This is a genomic window from Uliginosibacterium silvisoli, assembly GCF_036017035.1.
Lineage (GTDB): Bacteria > Pseudomonadota > Gammaproteobacteria > Burkholderiales > Rhodocyclaceae > Viridibacterium > Viridibacterium silvisoli.
Genome location: NZ_JAYXHS010000001.1, coordinates 751,122 through 769,752, shown reverse-complemented (window position 1 = coordinate 769,752; position 18,631 = coordinate 751,122). Strand labels below are relative to the sequence as shown.

Below are 18,631 nucleotides of genomic sequence, written 5' to 3'. Positions count from 1 at the left end.
GAGGGCAGCCGGGGAGCCGAGCTGCGCAGCCTGCCCACACCCCTGCCGCCAAAGAGCAGCCGCATGAACCAGCCCGCCGACGACAATCCGCCCGCCCGCAGCGTTGCAGCTGCCGCTCCTGCCGGTACCTGGAGCGGAGTTGCCGCGACCAAGTTCCGCGCACCGCGCCAGCGCCGCGATCTTGTGTCGCGCACCGCGCTGTTGCAACGTGCGCGTGGCCTGGTGCTGGACCGGCGGGTCACCCTGGTCTGCGCACCGGCCGGTTTTGGCAAGAGCACGCTGCTGTTGCAACTCCTCGCGTCGATAGCGGCCGATGCGGAGAGCGTGTGGTTGTCGCTCGACGAGGACGACAACGACATCAACCGCCTGTTCGTCTCCCTGCTCGGCGCGCTGCGTGACGTGGTGCTGGAGTGGGAGGTCGATCCGCACATCCTCGCTTCGCAGGTGCAGGTTGCAGGGCCGCAGTCACGCGCCGCCATTGCCGCCCTCATCAATGCATTGAGCAGCTATCAGGGCGAGCGCCTGTTGTTCGTTATCGACGACCTGCATCGCGTCAGCGACGCTGATGCCCTGCAACTTCTCGGTGAATTCATCGAGCGCTTGCCGCCCGAAGTGGGCGTGGTGCTCGGCTCGCGCACCAGCCCGACCTTGCCGCTGGCACGCTGGCGGGCGCGTGGCGAAGTGGGCGAACTTCTCACCGCCGATTTGCAGTTCGATGCTGGCGAGGCACGTGCATTGGCCGCGGCGCGGCAAGCTGCCGGTTTGTCGGGCGAGTTGTCAGCGGCGTTCCTCGAGCAGGCCTTGCAGCGCACGCAGGGCTGGCCGGCGGGGCTGCAACTGGTGCTGGGGGCCGTTGACAGCCAGGCCGTCGAAAGCATGCGGCCGGCGGTAGACCGTGCCGCGGGGCGACACCTCTTCGATTTCTTCGCGCAGGAGGTGCTGGCCGATCTGCCGGCTGACCTGCGCGACTTCGTCCTGCAATGCTCGGTGCTGCCCGAGTTGTCGCCGGCGCTGTGCAATGCCGTGACGGGGCGTGACGATGCACACGACGTGCTGGATACGCTTTATCGCAGCAACCTGTTTCTCACGGTGCTCGACGAGCACGTGCCCGTGCTGCGCTTCCACGACCTGTTTGCGGAATTCCTGCAGACGCGTCTTGCGCAGCGGCATGCGGGTCTTGTGCGCAGCCTGCATGCGCGGGCAGCACGGGCCGAGCAAGTGCCGCTACGCGCGGTCGCGCATTTCCTGAAAGCGGGCGAGTGGGCCGAAGCGATCGCCACGATGGGGCGCTGCGTCGAGCCACTTCTGGCCGAGGGAGGACAGGCGACGGTGGCACGCTGGATCGCGCAGCTGCCCGAAGCCATCGTGCGCGACAACGCCGATGTGGATTACCTGCAAGCCTTGTGCGCCTGGGGGCGCTGGGACTTTGCGCGCGCTGCAAATTTCCTCGAGCGTGCGGCGCTGGCGTTTCGTGAACAAGGCCGCATGGATGACTACATGCGCTGCTACGTGCTGTTGCCGCGCGCGTGCAATGCCGTCGGCCAGATCGATCGTGCCGCGGCCGCGCTGGTCGTAGCGGAGACACTGCCGCTGCCCACGCCCTTGCAGGCGATCCGCCAGGGTGCGCATGCGTGGCAGGCCGCAGCCTTCGAGCCGCATCGTTGTGCCGAGGCATTGCAGGCGATGGTTGAGCATGGCGAGCGTGATGTGCGCCTGCTGCTCCCGGCGATGGACGACATGTTCAACCCCTTCCTCTTTCCGATGCCAGGGGCATTGCCACCGATGCGGCGTTTGCGCAGTTTGTCGCGCGAAGCCTTGCAGGCAGGCGTGGTGCACTGGCAGTTCGAGGCGATGGCCAATGCGGCCTGGCCGGAGTTGTGGCATGGCGAACGCAAGGCAGCGGAAGAGGCCATCGAGCGTCAATACCAACTGACGCAGCGTCTCTCCGTCGTACCCATGCTGACGCTCAACGATCACACCATGCGTGCCTGGCGGGCTTGCCTGCACGGTGATTTCGCCCTGGCGGAGCAACTCATGCTGCGGAACATCGAGGTTTTCGCGAGCATGAACGAGGGGATGAAACAGAGCTGGCGTCGCTCCGGTCATCTCTGCCTCGCGCAGGTCTACTGGATGGCAGGCCGCGCCGCTGCGCTGGAAACGCTCGGCCCCCAGCTCGATGCCGCGCGCACGGCAGCGGAGTGGCCACTGGTCGACATTGGCCGCGAGCTGTTTCGCGGACGGCTCGCCTTGCTGCGCGAGCGCCTCGTAGATGCCGAAATTTCTCTGCAGGAAGCCGTGCGCCTGCAGGCGCGCGTGCGCGCACCGAGCCTGTTCGGCGATGCGCGGCTGTGTCTGGCCTGGGCCTGCCTCGAACAGGGAAAGCTGGGGGATGCATGGGCCTGTTTTGCTCCCGTCTTGCAGGAGGCGGCAGAAGAGGATTGCCTGGGGGCCTTGCTGTTCGAGCCTGCACACATCATCGAGAAATTGCTGCTGCTCATCCCGATCGAGGAACTTGCGCGGCCACGCGTGCGGGACCTGCTGGCACGGCTCGGCGCCTGGCACGCTGGGGCGCCGGACGAACTGCCGCAGACATGCCGGCCCGCACCCACGAACGCTTCCCTGCTGGATGCGCTGTCCGAGCGCGAACGCGAAGTGCTCGCACGCATCGCCGCAGGTGACAGCAACAAGCTCATCGCACGCGCGTTCGACCTGAGCCCGCACACCGTCAAGCGTCATGTCGCCAACATACTGACCAAGCTCGACTGCGCGACGCGCGGGCAGGCTGCGGCGGCGTGGCGCGCGACGCAGCCCTGATCCCTTCCTGATCGTTGCAATGCTGGCGTGATGCACGCGCGTGGCGCGGGGCCGCCTGCGCCATGCTGACTGCCCTTTCGAGCATGGCTCCCTGCGGTGTGGCGTACTGGCTCCTCCGGGCGATGTGAGCCACCCAGTCGATTGCCATAGTGCACGCATCCAGTCTCTTCACAGGAAGCGTGCAATGAAACCCATGAAAATGCTGCGGGCCGTATTCGCTGGCGCAGCTCTCTCGTTTTTGGCCAGCAGTGCCCAGGCCACCCTGTTCGATCGCGGCGCGGGTCTGATCTATGACGATGTGTTCAACGTCACCTGGCTGCAGGATCCTTACTACGCCCGCACCAGTGGCTATGACGCCGACGGCAAGATGGGCTGGGCGCAGGCGAAGCAATGGGTCGACGGCCTGAGCTATCACGACAGCGTGCGCGGCGTGGACTACTCGGACTGGCGCTTGCCGCAGATGCATCCGTTCCCTGCGCAATGCAACGACAGCTACAACGGCGGGCAGTGCGGGCTGAACGTGAGTCCCGCGAGTAGCGAGCTGGCGTACATGTACTACGTCACCTTCGGCAACATCTCGCCCTTCGATAGCCGAGGTCAGCAGCTGCCCTATGGCACGCCGTGGGGGCTCGTTGACGATCCCGCCCAGCCGGGTGACGAGAGCATGTTCGTCCACCTGCCATACGGCGGCGGCACAGCGAATTCGGCCTTCTGGATGGATGGCGCTTACAGCCAGAGCTTCGCGTGGTTCTTCGACCTCAGCAATGGCTACCAGGGCGTGACCTACAAGACTTTTGACTACCTCGTGCCCTGGGCGGTGCGCGACGGCGATGTCGCGGCCGTCAGCGCCGAATTACCCGAGCCCTCGACCCTTGCGCTCAGCGCCTTGCTACTGGCTGGCGTCGTCCACGGTCGCCGGCGTGCCAGGGCCGATTGATCCAGAAACCCCACTTCACAAACCGGAGAGAATCATGAAACTCAGAAAATTCCTGCGCACGCTCGGTGTCGGCGCAGCCCTCGTCACATCCATCCACAATGCTCACGCAACGCTCAGCTGGAGCTGGGACTTCGACGATATCCACCCCGTCGTCGGCCAGAGCGACAAGGTCGTGCTGCACGCCACGCTCTACAACTCACCCATCTCGAACGAGAAGATGACGCAGGCATCGATATCGAACGGCTTCCGCACGCCGAACGATGCCTTCCCCTATACCTTCTCGCTGGCGGATGGAGGCTTTCTCGCGCAGTTCCTCGGCATGGACCTCGACCCGGGCGAGGCCTTCCAGTTCATATTTGGCATCTACACGCCTGTCGGCGCACCACTTGAGCCCGGGGAATACCTGGCGGATGGCTTCGGTATGTCGGTGAAGGATCTGGGCGGGCAAGTCAGTGGCTGGACACCGGATCACGATCTGGTCATCTCGGTCGTGGCGGATGACACACAGGGCGGCGAGGTGCCTGAACCGGCTTCGCTGGGGTTGCTGGCACTGGGTCTGGGTGGGCTGTATCTGAGCCGCCGCAAGCGAGTGCTTTGACGCAGGCAGGAGGGGCGGTTCTGCAGCGTACAATCACAGGCTCTGCCACAGCCTGGAGAATGACGTCATGCAGTACCGCCGTCTCGGCCGTTCCGGCCTCAAGGTCAGTGCCCTGTCCTTCGGATCCTGGGTCACCTATTCCAATCAGCTCGACACGAAACTCGCGCGCGAATGCATGGCCGCCGCGCGCGATGCGGGCGTGAACTTTTTCGACAATGCCGAGGTGTACGCCAACGGCGAGTCCGAGCGCATCATGGGCCAGGCCTTGCGCGAGCTGGGCTGGTCGCGCGAGCAGTACATCGTCTCGAGCAAATTCTTCTGGGGCATCCACGAAGGCCCGAATCTCAAGAACACCCTCAACCGCAAGTACCTGCTGGCCGCTGTCGACGGCTCGCTGAAACGTTTCGGTCTCGAATACCTCGACCTCATCTTCTGCCATCGCCCCGATCCGGAAACGCCGATCGAGGAAACCGTGTGGGCGATGCACGACCTCATCAATCGCGGCAAGGCTCTGTACTGGGGCACTTCGGAGTGGAGTGCGGAAGAGATCCGCGCGGCCTGGCAGATCGCCGAACGCCACCACTTGCACAAGCCGGTGATGGAGCAGCCGCAGTACAACCTGTTTGCCCGCAAGCGCGTCGAGCAGGAGTACCGCCGCCTGTACGAAGACCTTGGTCTCGGCCTGACGACCTGGAGCCCGCTGGCGTCCGGCATGCTCACCGGCAAGTATCTCGATGGCATCCCGGCGGGGACGCGCGGCACCTTGCCCGGCTATGAATGGCTGCAGGAGCGCCTCAATGACGAGGCGAAAAAGCGCGCCGTGAAGAAGCTGCTGCCGATCGCGCAGGAGTTGGAGGTGACTCTGGCACAACTGTCGCTGGCCTGGTGCCTGCGCAACCCGCACGTGTCCACCGTCATCACCGGGGCGTCGCGCTCCGCGCAGGTGCTCGAGAACATGAAGGCGCTCGAAGTGTTGCCACGATTGACCGATGAGATTGCCGCCCGCATGAATGAGGCGTGCAGCGAGATTGCAGGCTAGGATTGAATGAATATGCGGAAACTTGTACTTGCATCCAACAACGCGGGCAAACTGCGGGAATTCCAGGCGCTGCTGGCACCGCTGGGCTGGGAGGTGATCCCGCAGAGCGCGCTGGGCGTGACCGAGGCTGAAGAGCCGTATCAGACTTTTGTCGAGAATGCGTTGACCAAGGCGCGCCACGCATCAGCCGCCACGGGTTTACCCGCGCTGGCTGATGATTCGGGCATCTGCCTTGCTGCATTGAAAGGTGCGCCGGGTGTGCATTCGGCGCGTTTCGCCGGTGAGCCGAAGTCGGATGCGCGCAACAATGCGTTGATGCTGGAAAAGCTGGCGGGCGTGACGGATCGCCGCGCGCACTATGTGTGTGTGCTGGTCTTCGTGCGCAGTGCGGACGACCCACAGCCCTTGATCGCCGAGGGGGAGTGGCATGGCGAAGTGGTGGAGAAGCCGAGCGGCGAAGGCGGCTTTGGTTACGATCCGTATTTCTGGTTGCCGCAGTACGGTATGACCGTTGCGCGTATGCCAGCTGAATTGAAGAATGCAGTCAGTCATCGCGGCGTGGCTTGCAAAGCACTCTTGCAGCGCATGACGGCGCTGGAGTGGTGATGTGTGTATGCGGAGGTGTGTCATGAAAGTCCGAACAAGCATGCTGGGCCTGTCGCTGGTGTTGATGGCTGCAACGAGTGGTCAGCTGATGGCCGCAGACGTTCCACCACCTCCGCCCCCTCCGAAGCTCGAACCGATTCCTGAGCCCATGGGCGCTTCGCTGCCCGGGGCCGATGATCATGAAGTGACGGTGTCGAAGCGCGGGGGCGATCGCATCGAGGAGTTCCGCTTCAAGGGGCGCCTCTACATGATCCGCGTGACGCCTGCAGTCGGGCTGCCCTACACCATGGTCGATGATCGGGGTGACGGCGTGTTCAATCGCAAGGACATCCGCGGCACACCCATGAAACCGGCGCAGTGGAACGTGCTTACATGGTGAGGTGTGCAGACGGGCGTATGCCTGCGGTAAATGCACCCTGAGGTAAGATTGCAGCACCCCGCAATCCAGCCCCGCGCTACGTCAGTAAAATAATGGAATTCAAGCGCCCACCTACGATTCGCGATGTTGCCAGCGCCGCCGGCGTATCGATTGCGACAGTTTCAAAATTCATAAACGGACAGCAGCGCTTTTCGCCTGAAGTCGAGCAGCGCCTGCGTGATGCGATTGCCACGCTGGGTTACCGCCTCAACCAGCAGGCGCGCAGCATGGTGACCGGCCAGACGCGCACCTTTGGTCTGGCGATCCTTGATGTCCGCAATCCGCATTTCGCCAATATCGTCAAGGGCGCGAATCGCATCGCCCTCGAGAACGATTACAACCTGCTGGTCGTCGACCTCGAAGAGCGGCCCAGCCATGAGCGGCATCTGCTCGAGGCCCTGTCTGGGCGCGTCGATGGCCTCATCGTCAGCTCACGCATTCCGGACGACTCCATCGAATGGTTGGGCGAGCTCGGCAAACCGGTGGTCTTCTTCGGCCAGCACAAGCGGCCGGGCGTGCGCTGCGTGCGCACCGATGGCTATCGCGCCGGCTACCTGATGGGATTGCATCTCGTCGAAGCCGGCCGCAAGCGGATTGCATATCTCGGATTCCCCAAGGCGCGCTGGAACAGTGAACGCCTCACCGGTGTGCGCGTCGCACTTGCCGAGTCGAACCAGACAGTGCAGGAGTATGCGGTCGAGTGGCCGACCCTGGATGGGGGTCAGCAGGCCGCAGCCGCCTTGTTGCGCAGCAGCCAGCGCCCGGACGCCATCGTCGCCTACAACGATCTCGTTGCCATCGGGCTATTGCACGAGGCTGCCAGCATGGGCATCAAGGTGCCGGATGAACTGGCGATAGCCGGTTTCGATGACATTCCGGTATCGCGCTTCATGCAGCCGCCACTGACGACGGTCAATATGCGGAGCGAAGAACAAGGCGAGGCCGCCATGCAGCTGTTGCTCGAGTCCGTGCGCAACAAGAGCAATATGGGGCGCGACATCCTGCTCGAGCCGCAGCTGGTGCCGCGCGCTTCAACGGCGCCAGCCGGCTCGCAAGGCTGAGCGAGCGCCTGCAGCAGCGCATGACGTCGGCGTGCGCTTGTGATGGGGCGTCCTTGTGACCGTGTCCTTGTAATCTTCCAGGCAAAAAAAGAGGGCCACCGAGGTGGCCCTGCAATACGACTTGGAGGAGAGACAAGACAACAAACGGACTACACCAGCAAAATCATGCAACCCGGGTAGCGGCGCCTGCACCTGGGACCAAGTGCCGCGCGCGTCCATGTGAGCTACCCGTGTTTGAATCAGCGTAGTGCATTTGGTTCCGGGCAGACTCGCAGGAATTCCCTTATCTGCCCGAACGTACGTATTTCTGCCCTTCGCTCAGTTGGTGGGCAGGGCGATGAAGGCCCGGCCTTCGCCACGCTGGATCAGCAGCAGAACCTTGCCATCCTTGGCGCTGCCGACCTGCTTGCGCAGTTCATCAACGGTGGTGACCGGCTCGCCATTGGCCATCAGCACGACGTCACCTGTACGCAGCCCGGCCTTCGCCGCTGCGCCATTGACGTCTTCCAGCACCAGGCCGCCATCGACATCGAGCTTGCGCGCTTCCTGAGGCTGCAGGGGGCGTGCCGAGATGCCCAGCTTGGCTGGCAGTTTCTCTTCGCTACCACCGCTGCCGCGCTTGCCGCCCTTGGCGTTCGACGGGCTGCTGGGGGCTGCGCCGAGCGTCGCCTTGATGGTTTGCGTGGACTTGTTGCGCCAGACCTTGAGAGTCACCGTTTCGCCTGGTGCGCGCTCGCCAATCAGGCGCGGCAAATCGCTCGGATCATCGATCTTCGTGTCGTCAACCTGCAGGATCACGTCACCGACCTTGAGACCGGCCTTGTCGGCGCCCGATCCCCTGGTGACATTGGTCACTGCGGAGCCCTGAGCCTTGTCGAGCCCCAGTGACTTGGCCAGATCCGCATCGACAGGCTGGAAGGTCAGGCCGAGAATGCCTCGCACTACCTTGCCGGTCTTGAGCAGCTGATCCTTGACCTTCATGGCGACGTCGATCGGGATGGCCAGCGAAATGCCCGCGAATGATGCTGCGCCGGAGTTGTTGATGAGGCGCGAGTTGATGGCGATCACTTCACCGTTCATGTTGAACAGCGGACCACCGGAATTGCCGGGGTTGATGGCCACATCGGTCTGGATGAAAGGCACGTAGCTTTCGTCCGGCAGGCGACGCGCCTTGGCGCTGATGATGCCGGCGGTCACCGTATTGTCGAGGCCCAGTGGCGAGCCCACGGCGATGACCCATTCGCCGACGCGTGCCTTGTCCGGATCTCCCATTTTCAGGAAGGGCAGGCCGGAAGCATCGATCTTGATCAGCGCCACGTCCGTGCGCTCGTCAGAGCCGATCACCTTGGCCTTGAATTCACGCTTGTCCGTGAGTTTGACGACCACTTCATCGGCGCCATCGACAACGTGATGATTGGTCATGACGTAACCATCGCTGCTGATGATGAAGCCGGAGCCCACGCCGCGCGAGATGCGGTCGGGGCGATTGCGTTGCTGGGGTTGTTGCGGCATGCCCTGGAAGCGACGGATGAAGTCGTAGAAGGGGTCCTCACCCATGGCGTCGTCGCCGCCTTTCTGCACGCTCGTGACGGCGATATTCACCACGGCTGGGCCGACCTGCTCGACCAGATTGGCGAAGTTCGGCAGCGTCACCGTGGTCGGCGCGTTTGGCGCGGCCGCTGCTGCGGCAACCACTACCGGTGCTGCGCCAGCGTGCGAGCTCTTGATGCCTGAATCCTGAAAGCAGCCAGCAAAAGTGACTGCAGCGATACCCGCGACAAGCATGCTGCGGGAAAGGGTCCACTTCATTTAAATCTCCTTGGAATCGTACGAAGCAAACAACAACAATGTGGAGCTAAGAACGGGCCGGTTTTGCGCTGGTTCCGACCCCTTACAAACGCTTACAAACTGGGGGCTGGGGCCCGTGTTTCAAGGGCCGCAGGGGCATATCTGCATTGCCCGGGCATGGCCGAACTTTTCATGTGCGCAACCACTACAATCAGACATTGCCGGAGCAGCCTGGACGTCCAGGCCAACACTCCGGTTCCGACCATTCCACGGAGTTGCTGCCATGACGCTAACGGATCTGCGCTACATCGTTGCCTTGTCGCAGGAGCGGCACTTTGGTCATGCTGCCGAGAAATGTCACGTCAGTCAGCCGACGCTGTCGGTGGCGGTCAAGAAGCTCGAAGAACAACTGGGGGTCATCCTGTTCGAGCGTAGCGCAGCCGACGTGAAGATTACCGAGATTGGTCGCGAAATTGTCACCCAGGCCGAGCGCGTCCTGCGCGAAGCCAGTCAGATCCGCGATATTGCCGAGGCGGGCAAGGATCCTCTATCCGGCCCGTTGCGACTCGGAGTTATCTACACCATCGGTCCGTACCTGTTGCCGGCCTTGATCCCGCAGTTGACCGAGCGGGCACCACGCATGCCGCTGGTGATCCAGGAGAATTACACGGCCAAATTGGCGGATGCCCTTAAACGTGGCGAAATCGATGTGGCCATCATTGCCCTGCCTTTCGATGAGCCGGGCATCGTGACGCAGCAGATTTATGACGAACCATTCCGTGTCGTCCTGCCGGCGAGTCACCCTTGGAGCGATGCCAAACACATCTCGACTGAACGCTTGCAGGAAGAACCCTTGTTACTGCTAGGTGCAGGCAATTGCTTCCGCGATCAGGTGCTGGCGGCTTGCCCGCTGTGCGCACACGGGACAGGACTGCAGAAGACGCTTGAAGGAAGTTCTCTGGAAACCATCCGGCATATGGTCGCCACCGGCCTGGGCGTGACCGTGTTGCCCAGCACGGCGGCAGATCCCCTGGTGGATAGCCAGAAGCTCGTGGCCGTACGCCATTTTTCCGCGCCGGAGCCATCACGCCGCGTGGCGCTGGCCTGGCGGGTGACCTATCCCCGCACCCGGGTAATTGATTTGTTGCGTGCTGCGATCCTTGAGAGTCACCCGCCAGGAGTCACCGTCCTGCGTGGCGGGCAAGAGCCTGTTTTGCAATGACTATTTGCATAAAACAGCAGCCCGTTTATTAGTTTGTCTATTGCTGGATAAATAAATTCGAAGAGCCGGATTTAAATAAAAAGCAAATTCTATATTTACATTCTGCTTGTTTATGGCTGTCTTAATTTATTGATTTTAATCAATAAAATGCGCTTCTTGGCGTCAAATAAAAACCACTTTTGTTGCATCGCAAAAATAGCTTATAGCAAGATCAAACACTCGAATTGGTCAGCCCGATTGCCGCTCGCTACGATTCAACCATGCGCAGAACACAGCGCTCTTGAATGTAGTGGTAGTTAGAAAGGCGGTTATCATGACTCCGAGTTTTGAATTCTTTGATGTTGCTTCCAGCCGTCGTGCTTATCTCAGCGCTGCTGATCAAGAGCGTGCGGGTTACATGGCTGAAATCACCAACGGCAGCGGCTTCCAGCCAGCGACTTATGACAATGGCGTTGATTTGGGTGCCGAAAGCGCAACCCCGCGCCTTGCTACCGTCGGCATGAGCTGAACATCGACCGGATGCCGGAGTTGCCCTTGCTGATGATGCAGGGCCACTCCGGGAGAAATCCGGTCGCGAGTGGCGGAAAGCCCTCATTTGCTTCTCGCAGTGCCGGCAGTACCTTGTCCATGTGCGTCGTATGACGTGCCCTTGTCCGACAAGGAGGTTGTCATGGTGTTGAATGTGGAAAGTTCCGAGGACGTGGCGGCAAGCCGGATTGGCCACCAGGTTTTTCATGCGGACGAAGAGCGTGAACTCGATGCGATGTTTGCCGAATTGAGTCACTCCGATGTCCATGTGCCCGGTTGGGAAGGTCCTGAATGGGCCGTGCCAATGGGAAGGGAACGACAGGCCATCGCTTTCGGCACATTCGGCTCGATCTGATTTCGCGCCCGGATTGTCGGGCGGCACATGCGCGTGAAAATTGAGACGGCAGCTCAGGCAAGTATCGCCTGAGCTGCCGTTTTGCTTTTCTGGCCATCAATGATTTCGGCGGTTACACCGATAAAGCCGGCTTCGGGGGACTTGCAGAATCCTCTGGTCCCACAAGCGCGCCATTTGAATGCGTTTGGCATCTGTAATGCGCTATTCACAAACAACTGTTCTCGCAAGGTTTCGCGCGTGGCGTGAGGTATCTCCGGGCTGATCCGGCGTCAGGTCGCGGACTTTGGATGGGCAGCCCGAATCTGCTTGGCAGGCCGGCCGCTGCCTCCTATCATGCTGCATAGCAGCACGACAGGAGTGCCAGGGTGACGCAGCTGACAGACGACGCAGTGATTCCGGAATCTGGCCGTAGCCTTCTGGTCGATCTGGCCTTGCAAGGGGGCGGGTCGCACGGGGCGTTTACCTGGGGCGTGCTTGATCGCTTGCTCGATGAAGAGTGGCTTCAGTTCGATGGCATTTCCGGGACGTCGGCCGGAGCAATGAATGCCGCCGTGATGCTGAGTGGTTTGGAGCGAGGCGGGCGTAATGGCGCTCGTGACGCCTTGGCGAGCTTCTGGCGCGCGGTGGCGGATGCTGCCTTGCTGAGCCCGCTGAAACGCGGCTTTCTCGATGTGTTGATGGGGAACTGGTCCTTGGTCAATTCTCCGACCTTCGTTGCACTCGATCTGGCTGCACGCCTGTGGTCGCCTTACGACCTGAATCCGGGAGGCAATAATCCGCTGGGCGGGCTGCTCGAATCCCACGTCGATTTCACGCGCTTGGCTGCTTCCAAGGTGAAGCTGTTCGTGACGGCGACCAATGTGCGGACGGGGCGTGGCCGCGTTTTCCGGAATGCAGAGCTCAGCCCGGCCGTGTTGCTGGCCTCCGCATGTCTGCCCAGCGTGTTCCATGCTGTCGAGATCGATGGGGAGAGTTACTGGGACGGCGGCTATGCGGGCAACCCGACCATCACGCCCTTGGTGCGGGATTGCGATTCCCGCGACACCATCCTCGTCCAGATCAATCCGGTCGAGCGCCACGACATCCCGCGCGATGCGCGAGCGATCAACAGCCGGATCAACGAACTGTCGTTCAATGCGCCCTTGCTGAAGGAGCTACGCATGATCGCGATGCTGCGTGGTGTGGTCGACGCGGGCCAGGCAGAGGGACGCAAATGGGCGCGCATGCGCATCCACCGCATCGGGACAGATGCCATGGAGCGCCTCGACGCAAGCTCGAAGATGCTCGCCGAGTGGGGCTTCTTCTGCATGTTGAAAGATGAGGGAAGGCGCGCTGCAGATGCATTTCTGCGCGCGCATGCAGCGGATCTGGGAGAGCGTTCGACGCTAGATCTCGATGCCTTGCTGGAGGGTGTCTGAATGGGCTTGCTCGGGACCGCGTTCGGGCTGGCCTTGCTGGTGGCATTGTCCTATCGAGGCTGGACGGTGCTCATCCTTGCGCCACTTGCTGCGCTGATCGCCGCAGCCTTCGCCGGCGAGCCTTTGCTGGCCAACTGGACGCAGGTGTTCATGGTGGCCGCTGCGGGATTTCTTGCGCAGTTCTTTCCACTGTTCCTGCTTGGCGCGATCTTTGGCAAGTTGATGGAAGACAGCGGCTCGGTGCAGGCCATCGCGCGGTTCATGATCGCGACGCTGAGCCCGCGGCGCGCGCTACTGGCCGTCGTGCTCGCGGGCGCGGCCGTGACCTATGGGGGTGTCAGCCTGTTTGTCGCCTTCTTCGTGTTGGCGCCCATGGCGCAGGCGCTGTTCCGTGCCGCCGATCTGCCGGTGCGACTCATGCCGCCGGCCATTGCGTTGGGCACCTCGACGTTCACCATGTCGGCCATGCCGGGCACGCCAGCCATCCAGAATGCAATCCCGATGCCGTTCTTCGGCACGACCGCATTTGCCGCGCCGGGACTCGGCTTGATTGCCTCGCTCATCATGCTGGGGTTCGGCATGTGGTGGCTGAATCGGGTCGAACGCTTGGCGCGTGACGCCGGAGAGGGGTATCAGCCGGTCGATCCGGAAGCGTCTCGTGACGTGGCGCATGACGCGCATCTGCGCGAGCGTGGAAACATGGCCGGACATTTCGATCCCGCAGAGCTGGGGCGTGGCGAACCGAGTCCAGTCCTGATGCCGACACTTCCCGGCAGTCTTGCCGCCGCTGCACCGCTTTGCACGGTGGTGCTCGTGAATCTGCTGCTGAGCCTTTGGCTATTGCCACGCCTAGATACAAGCTACTTGGCTGACGCTCGTTTCGGCAACACAGGGCTGGCTGCCGTGGGTGGCGTCTGGGCGGTGTTGATCTCTCTCTCCGTTGCCATTGTTTTGCTGCTGGTCCTGCATCGCGGGCGTTTGAGCGATCTGCGCGCCAGCGTTGATGCAGGCGCGAATGCGGCGGTGCTGCCGGTGCTATCCGTCGCCAGTCTTGTGGGTTTCGGTGCGGTGGTTGCCAGCCTGCCTGCATTCGGACTGGTGCGCGAATGGGTGCTCGGCATTGGCGGCGGCCCCCTGGTATCGCTGGCCGTGTCCACCAATTTGCTGTCTGCCCTCACGGGCTCGGCGTCTGGCGGGCTGACGATTGCGCTGGAAGCTTTGGGGCCGATCTTCATGGACCTGGCTCGACACACCGGGCTCGACCCCGCCTTGATGCATCGGGTTGCGGTCATTGGCGCTGGCACGCTGGACAGCTTGCCGCACAATGGGGCTGTCGTGTCGCTCCTTGCCGTGTGCGGCTGCACGCATCGCGACAGCTATCGCGACATCGTCATGGTAGGCATCGTCGGCGCGCTGATCGCGCTGATCGTCGTCATCCTGCTGGGTGGTCTGGTGGGCTGTTTCTAGTTCCAGTGCAGGGTGAGTGGCCCGGAAAATCGAGCCATGCAGTGGAGCGGGCGATGGGAATCGAACCCACGGCTCTAGCTTGGGAAGCTAGGGTATTACCATTATACGACGCCCGCATGCGGGCCCGATCAGCATCGGGCAGTGCGCTGGCGATTGTACGGGAAGTTGTAGCGTGGGCTCAATCGCTGCCTAGAAACCAGCGGTGACTCCGGTGAAAAGTATCGTGTCGGTACTCTTTTCTCCCTTGCCTACGTTCTGGCGATACTTGTTCAGGAACGAAATCTGTACGCCGATGCGGCCGGAGATTTTTACGTTCAGGTCGACCTGGAATACCGAGCGAACGCCGCCGTTGCCGACGGTGGTCGGGAAAAGGACCCAGCGCTCGGCGATCGAGGCCGTCTCCGAAATCTTGTAGGTGAAGTCATTGCCCAGCGTCGGCTCCCAGCCGCGCGCATCCTCAGCCGTCCTGCGATCTTCCAGCGTGTAGGCTGCTCCCGCGTAGATGTTCAGTTGCGTATCGTCCAGCCTGAGCAGCCGATACCCCAGGCCGCCTGCGTAACTCTGGCGCAGGTTCAGATCGCGGAAGGGGTCACGTTCGAGTGTGATGTCACCGTAACCGAATGCGGCTTGAGCGAAGTTGCGCTCATAGCGGAGTTCGCCCAGATCATTGTCTACCGTTGTGTCGCCCCCGCTGGTGGCATGGATGAGCAGGGTGTGGAAGAGGATGCGGCTATCGCGCAGCGTGCGCACGGCATCTGCAGACAACGAAGCCTGGGTTGATTCCGAGTTGCCGTTGTTAAGGGTCATGCCGAAGCCCAGAGTGCCTTTCCAGCGTCCATCACCGCTTGCGGGAGAGTTTGCGATGTACCTGAAAGCGGGGTCGTCCGGGCGACCCTGTGCGTGGACCACGCTGCTGGCGAGAAGACTCGTGAAGGCGGCAAAGAGAAGGCTGAGGCTGGATTTCATGAGGACGATTGAAGATCTGGTACGGACGGAGCTATCGCAAGAATTGGACCGTGGCCGCAAGATGCCTGAGCGCCGAGGGCTGCGGTGTGACATGTTGTGACTGACTGGCCGCTTAAGCGGCGAGAGGGTATCAGCGCGCATGTTAAAATTTCGCGCTTCAATACATCCTTTTGCACGCGCCGATTCCTGGCGGAAATGGAAAGACATGCTGCAGCTGACCATCAATGGAGAGCATCGCGAGTTTGCTCACGCCATGAGCGTCGCCGAATTGCTCGGTGAACTTTCTCTGGTGGGCAAGCGCCTGGCAGTCGAGTGCAATGGCGAAATCGTGCCGCGTGGACGACACGCCGAAACCGCACTGAACAACGGTGACCAGCTGGAAATCGTTGTTGCCGTGGGCGGTGGCTGATCTGTCTCCCGCTCGATAAATGAATGCAGATTCAGGAAGACACCATGAATGACCCGTTGTTGATTGCTGGCAAGGCTTATGGTTCGCGCTTGCTCGTTGGAACCGGAAAATACAAGGATTTCGACGAGACGCGCAGGGCCGTTCTGGCGTCCGGGGCGGAGATCGTAACTGTCGCGATCCGGCGCACCAACATCGGACAAGATCCCAAAGCGCCGAACCTGCTCGACGCGTTGCCGATGTCGGAGTTCACCTATCTGCCGAATACCGCGATGTGTTACACGGCCGATGAAGCCGTGCGTACCCTGCGCCTGGCGCGAGAGCTGCTGGATGGGCACGATCTCGTGAAGCTCGAGGTGCTGGGCGATCCGCACACATTGTTTCCGAACATGCCCGAGACCTTGAAGGCGGCCGAAATCCTTGTGAAGGATGGCTTCAAGGTCATGGTGTACTGCTCCGATGATCCGATCCAGGCGAAGATGCTCGAAGAAATCGGTGTTGTCGCCGTCATGCCCCTGGCATCTTTGATCGGGTCCGGTATGGGTATCCTCAATCCCTGGAATCTGAAGTTGATCATCGAGCAGTCGAAAGTACCGGTGATGGTCGATGCGGGCGTCGGGACGGCTTCTGATGCAGCCATCGCACTGGAACTGGGCTGCGACGGCGTGCTCATGAACACCGCCATCGCTTCGGCAAAAGATCCTGTCCTGATGGCAGGCGCGATGAAGAAGGCGGTTGAAGCAGGGCGCGAGGCGTTCCTTGCCGGGCGTATGCCGAAGAAGTATTACTCGGCATCGCCGAGCTCGCCTGCCTCCGGCATGATCGGTAGCTGAGCGTGTCTGGCATGACCGAGCTCGAAGCGCTCCGGCAGGAGATCGATGGCATCGATGCACGCATCGTTGCGTTGCTGGGTGAGCGTTTCGCCTGCACGGACAAGGTAGGCCATCTCAAGAGCACTCACCAGTTGCCCGCAGTGGACGCCGCGCGTGAAGCGCGGCAGATGGCACGTTTTGAAACGCTGGCCAATGAACACGCGCTCAAGCCAGAGCTGGTGCAGCGCCTGTTCCGTCTCATCGTCGACGAGGTTGTCGACAAGCACAAGAAACTCGGCGCAGCCGATTGACCTCATGCGCCCCGGCGATTTCCCGCCAGCCGCCTGCCACCTGACTCCATCATCATGACCGAATCGACCCCGCGCTTTTCCAATCAACCCATTCGCAGTTTCGTGTTGCGCCAGGGACGTATGTCCGACGCGCAGAAGCGCTATATCGATGAGTTGTTGCCGCGTTTCGGCATCACCTATCGCCCGGCCGTACTCGACTACGTCAGCGCCTTTGGTCGCAATGCGCCGGTCGTACTCGAGATTGGTTGCGGCATGGGCGACACGACCGCCGCCATCGCCGCCGCCAGACCGGATACCAACTTTATCGGCATCGAAGTGCATGGGCCCGGCGTGGGCAATCTTTGCAAGCTGATCGAAGAGCAGGGGCTGAGCAATCTGCGTGTCATGCAGCACGATGCAACTGAAGTGGTGCGGGACATGATTGCACCGGATTCACTGGCGGGCGTGCACGTGTTCTTCCCTGATCCTTGGCCGAAGAAGCGGCACCACAAGCGTCGTATCCTGCAGCCCGCTTTCGTCGCCGAGCTTGCCAGGCACCTTGCCCCAGGCGGCTATCTGCATTGCGCGACGGATTGGGAGGAGTACGCGCAATTCATGCTTGAAGTACTCTCTGCTGAGCCCTTGCTTGAGAATACGGCTATCGACTACGCGGTGAAGCCGGACTATCGCCCACTGACGAAATTCGAAGCACGCGGCTTGCGTCTGGGGCATGGCGTGTGGGATCTGGTGTTCAGGCGCAAGGCCTGAAGCCCCCGCGCTGATTGCCCGCAAGGGACGAGGCGCACCGTTTGTGGTGATTGTCGTGTATTGCTATCTGTCGGTAAAAACAGAAGAGGCACTGGGCTGCTCTAGACAAAGCGCGCGCTGCGTGCGGTGTGAAGATTCTCGATCCCTTGCCTTATTTCTGCCGCGATGGATTCTGCTACGGTAGCAAGGACGGTCGGCCGCTGTACTACGATTCAGATCATCTGAACGAGTTCGGCAACAAGCTTCTGGTGCCCATGTTCGCGGAAGTATTCGGGGCTCTCTGAAGCGGGCAGCCGCAGAAGCAGCCCGCGCTTAGAGTGGCAAGCCGCGCGGCTTGCGCCGGGCGCCCGCCAGCAACCTGTCGAAAACCCAGTTGGGCAGCAGCGTCATGGCCTTGGCGACGATATTCATTTGCCATGGAATCGTGGCCTGCGAACTGCCTCTTGCAATGGCGATGGCGAAGCGCCGCGCTGCTTCGTCGGGCTGCAGGATGAACGGCATGGCATAAGGATTGACCGCCGTCATCGGTGTGGCGATATAGCCGGGGCGGATATCGATCACTTGCAAGCCGCTGCCGCGCATCTCGATGCGCAGGCTTTCCAGATAGCGGCTCACGGCAGCCTTCGACGCGGAGTAGGCGCCTGCACCGGGCAGGCCGCGCACGCCTGCAACCGACGAAATGCCGACGAGCTTGCCACTGCCGCGGCGACGCATGGCGCGCGCAAACGGCATGAAGGTCCGCACCATGCCGAGCACATTCGTATCCAGCACTGTTTCGAATACCTCCAGGTCGGAGGATTCGTCCGTCAGCGAACCGGTCGAGATACCGGCATTGGCAATGACGATGTCAGGTAGCCCGAAGCGAGCCATGTATAACTGCGCAACAGCACGCATGGATTCTGCGTCATTGACGCTGGCCACCAGCGCGATATGCGCTTCCTCCCCGCCAGGTAATGAAGCACACAGCCTGGCGAGCTGGTCGCCGCGTCGAGCGACCAGACCGACATGGGCGCCTTGCGCGGCGTAGTGCCGCGCCAGCGCTTCGCCGATGCCGCTGGAGGCACCGGTCAGGAAAACGCGCAAAGGTGCGCGCAGCGGCGCAGAGCCCGGGGTTGGATCGTTCACGTCGCTGCTATGC

19 protein-coding genes, 1 tRNA gene and 1 pseudogene are annotated in these 18,631 nt (G+C 61.8%); 17 read left to right on the top strand and 4 right to left on the bottom strand.

Annotated elements, in window-relative coordinates:
* Positions 1 to 63: 63 nt before the first annotated feature.
* The 7 genes from VVD49_RS03520 (at position 64) to VVD49_RS03490 (ending at position 7,473) form a co-directional block, all read left to right on the top strand.
* Positions 64 to 2,814, top strand: a complete 2,751-nt coding sequence (locus tag VVD49_RS03520; protein WP_327597742.1) for a winged helix-turn-helix domain-containing protein — start codon at positions 64 to 66, stop codon at positions 2,812 to 2,814.
* Between the two features lie 184 nt (positions 2,815 to 2,998).
* On the top strand, positions 2,999 to 3,751 hold the full coding sequence (locus tag VVD49_RS03515; protein ID WP_327597741.1) for a PEP-CTERM sorting domain-containing protein: 753 nt from the start codon (positions 2,999 to 3,001) through the stop codon (positions 3,749 to 3,751).
* 34 nt (positions 3,752 to 3,785) lie between these two features.
* Positions 3,786 to 4,349, top strand: coding sequence for a PEP-CTERM sorting domain-containing protein (locus tag VVD49_RS03510; RefSeq protein ID WP_327597740.1), 564 nt, complete (start codon positions 3,786 to 3,788; stop codon positions 4,347 to 4,349).
* Positions 4,350 to 4,416: 67 nt separating this feature from the next.
* On the top strand, positions 4,417 to 5,388 hold the full coding sequence (locus tag VVD49_RS03505) for a potassium channel beta subunit family protein (RefSeq protein WP_327597739.1): 972 nt from the start codon (positions 4,417 to 4,419) through the stop codon (positions 5,386 to 5,388).
* Positions 5,389 to 5,400: 12 nt separating this feature from the next.
* Positions 5,401 to 5,994: an RdgB/HAM1 family non-canonical purine NTP pyrophosphatase gene (gene rdgB, locus VVD49_RS03500; protein WP_327598939.1), complete on the top strand. Its 594-nt coding sequence runs from the start codon at positions 5,401 to 5,403 to the stop codon at positions 5,992 to 5,994.
* Positions 5,995 to 6,016: 22 nt separating this feature from the next.
* Complete coding sequence (locus VVD49_RS03495) at positions 6,017 to 6,373, top strand: DUF2782 domain-containing protein (RefSeq protein ID WP_327597738.1); 357 nt, start codon at positions 6,017 to 6,019, stop codon at positions 6,371 to 6,373.
* Positions 6,374 to 6,465: 92 nt separating this feature from the next.
* On the top strand, positions 6,466 to 7,473 hold the full coding sequence (locus VVD49_RS03490; protein ID WP_327597737.1) for a LacI family DNA-binding transcriptional regulator: 1,008 nt from the start codon (positions 6,466 to 6,468) through the stop codon (positions 7,471 to 7,473).
* A 318-nt stretch (positions 7,474 to 7,791) separates the two neighbouring features.
* Here the strand turns inward: VVD49_RS03490 and VVD49_RS03485 are convergent, their stop codons facing one another.
* Positions 7,792 to 9,282 carry a DegQ family serine endoprotease gene (locus VVD49_RS03485; protein ID WP_327597736.1) on the bottom strand — a complete coding sequence of 497 codons (1,491 nt, stop codon included), beginning with the start codon at positions 9,280 to 9,282 and terminating at the stop codon, positions 7,792 to 7,794.
* 262 nt (positions 9,283 to 9,544) lie between these two features.
* On the opposite strand from VVD49_RS03485, the gene VVD49_RS03480 reads away from it, so the two are divergent.
* The 5 genes from VVD49_RS03480 (at position 9,545) to VVD49_RS03460 (ending at position 14,251) form a co-directional block, all read left to right on the top strand.
* The gene (locus VVD49_RS03480; protein ID WP_327597735.1) at positions 9,545 to 10,483 is read left to right on the top strand and encodes a hydrogen peroxide-inducible genes activator; all 939 of its coding nucleotides are present in this window, start codon (positions 9,545 to 9,547) and stop codon (positions 10,481 to 10,483) included.
* 313 nt (positions 10,484 to 10,796) lie between these two features.
* Complete coding sequence (locus tag VVD49_RS03475; RefSeq protein ID WP_327597734.1) at positions 10,797 to 10,991, top strand: hypothetical protein; 195 nt, start codon at positions 10,797 to 10,799, stop codon at positions 10,989 to 10,991.
* Positions 10,992 to 11,153: 162 nt separating this feature from the next.
* Positions 11,154 to 11,366 (top strand): hypothetical protein, encoded by a 213-nt coding sequence (locus VVD49_RS03470; protein ID WP_327597733.1) that lies wholly within the window; start codon positions 11,154 to 11,156, stop codon positions 11,364 to 11,366.
* Between the two features lie 365 nt (positions 11,367 to 11,731).
* Positions 11,732 to 12,784, top strand: coding sequence for a patatin-like phospholipase family protein (locus tag VVD49_RS03465; protein ID WP_327597732.1), 1,053 nt, complete (start codon positions 11,732 to 11,734; stop codon positions 12,782 to 12,784).
* The gene (locus tag VVD49_RS03460) at positions 12,785 to 14,251 is read left to right on the top strand and encodes a GntP family permease (protein WP_327597731.1); all 1,467 of its coding nucleotides are present in this window, start codon (positions 12,785 to 12,787) and stop codon (positions 14,249 to 14,251) included.
* Between the two features lie 42 nt (positions 14,252 to 14,293).
* Here the strand turns inward: VVD49_RS03460 and VVD49_RS03455 are convergent.
* Positions 14,294 to 14,367 (bottom strand) — tRNA-Gly (locus VVD49_RS03455).
* A gap of 73 nt (positions 14,368 to 14,440) precedes the next feature.
* Positions 14,441 to 15,217 carry a DUF481 domain-containing protein gene (locus VVD49_RS03450; RefSeq protein WP_327597730.1) on the bottom strand — a complete coding sequence of 259 codons (777 nt, stop codon included), beginning with the start codon at positions 15,215 to 15,217 and terminating at the stop codon, positions 14,441 to 14,443.
* Between the two features lie 205 nt (positions 15,218 to 15,422).
* Between VVD49_RS03450 and thiS the strand changes: the two genes are divergently transcribed.
* The 5 genes and pseudogenes from thiS to VVD49_RS21795 form a co-directional block, all read left to right on the top strand.
* Positions 15,423 to 15,626, top strand: a complete 204-nt coding sequence (gene thiS / locus VVD49_RS03445) for a sulfur carrier protein ThiS (RefSeq protein ID WP_327597729.1) — start codon at positions 15,423 to 15,425, stop codon at positions 15,624 to 15,626.
* A 44-nt stretch (positions 15,627 to 15,670) separates the two neighbouring features.
* Positions 15,671 to 16,456, top strand: coding sequence for a thiazole synthase (locus VVD49_RS03440; RefSeq protein WP_327597728.1), 786 nt, complete (start codon positions 15,671 to 15,673; stop codon positions 16,454 to 16,456).
* Between the two features lie 11 nt (positions 16,457 to 16,467).
* On the top strand, positions 16,468 to 16,746 hold the full coding sequence (locus VVD49_RS03435) for a chorismate mutase (protein ID WP_327597727.1): 279 nt from the start codon (positions 16,468 to 16,470) through the stop codon (positions 16,744 to 16,746).
* 54 nt (positions 16,747 to 16,800) lie between these two features.
* Positions 16,801 to 17,493 (top strand): tRNA (guanosine(46)-N7)-methyltransferase TrmB, encoded by a 693-nt coding sequence (trmB, locus tag VVD49_RS03430; protein WP_327597726.1) that lies wholly within the window; start codon positions 16,801 to 16,803, stop codon positions 17,491 to 17,493.
* 104 nt (positions 17,494 to 17,597) lie between these two features.
* A pseudogene (locus VVD49_RS21795) lies at positions 17,598 to 17,777 on the top strand (SGNH hydrolase domain-containing protein); the annotation flags it as partial.
* Positions 17,778 to 17,805: 28 nt separating this feature from the next.
* Here VVD49_RS21795 and VVD49_RS03425 read toward each other — a convergent pair.
* Positions 17,806 to 18,618 carry an SDR family oxidoreductase gene (locus VVD49_RS03425; protein WP_327597725.1) on the bottom strand — a complete coding sequence of 271 codons (813 nt, stop codon included), beginning with the start codon at positions 18,616 to 18,618 and terminating at the stop codon, positions 17,806 to 17,808.
* Positions 18,619 to 18,631: the final 13 nt, after the last annotated feature.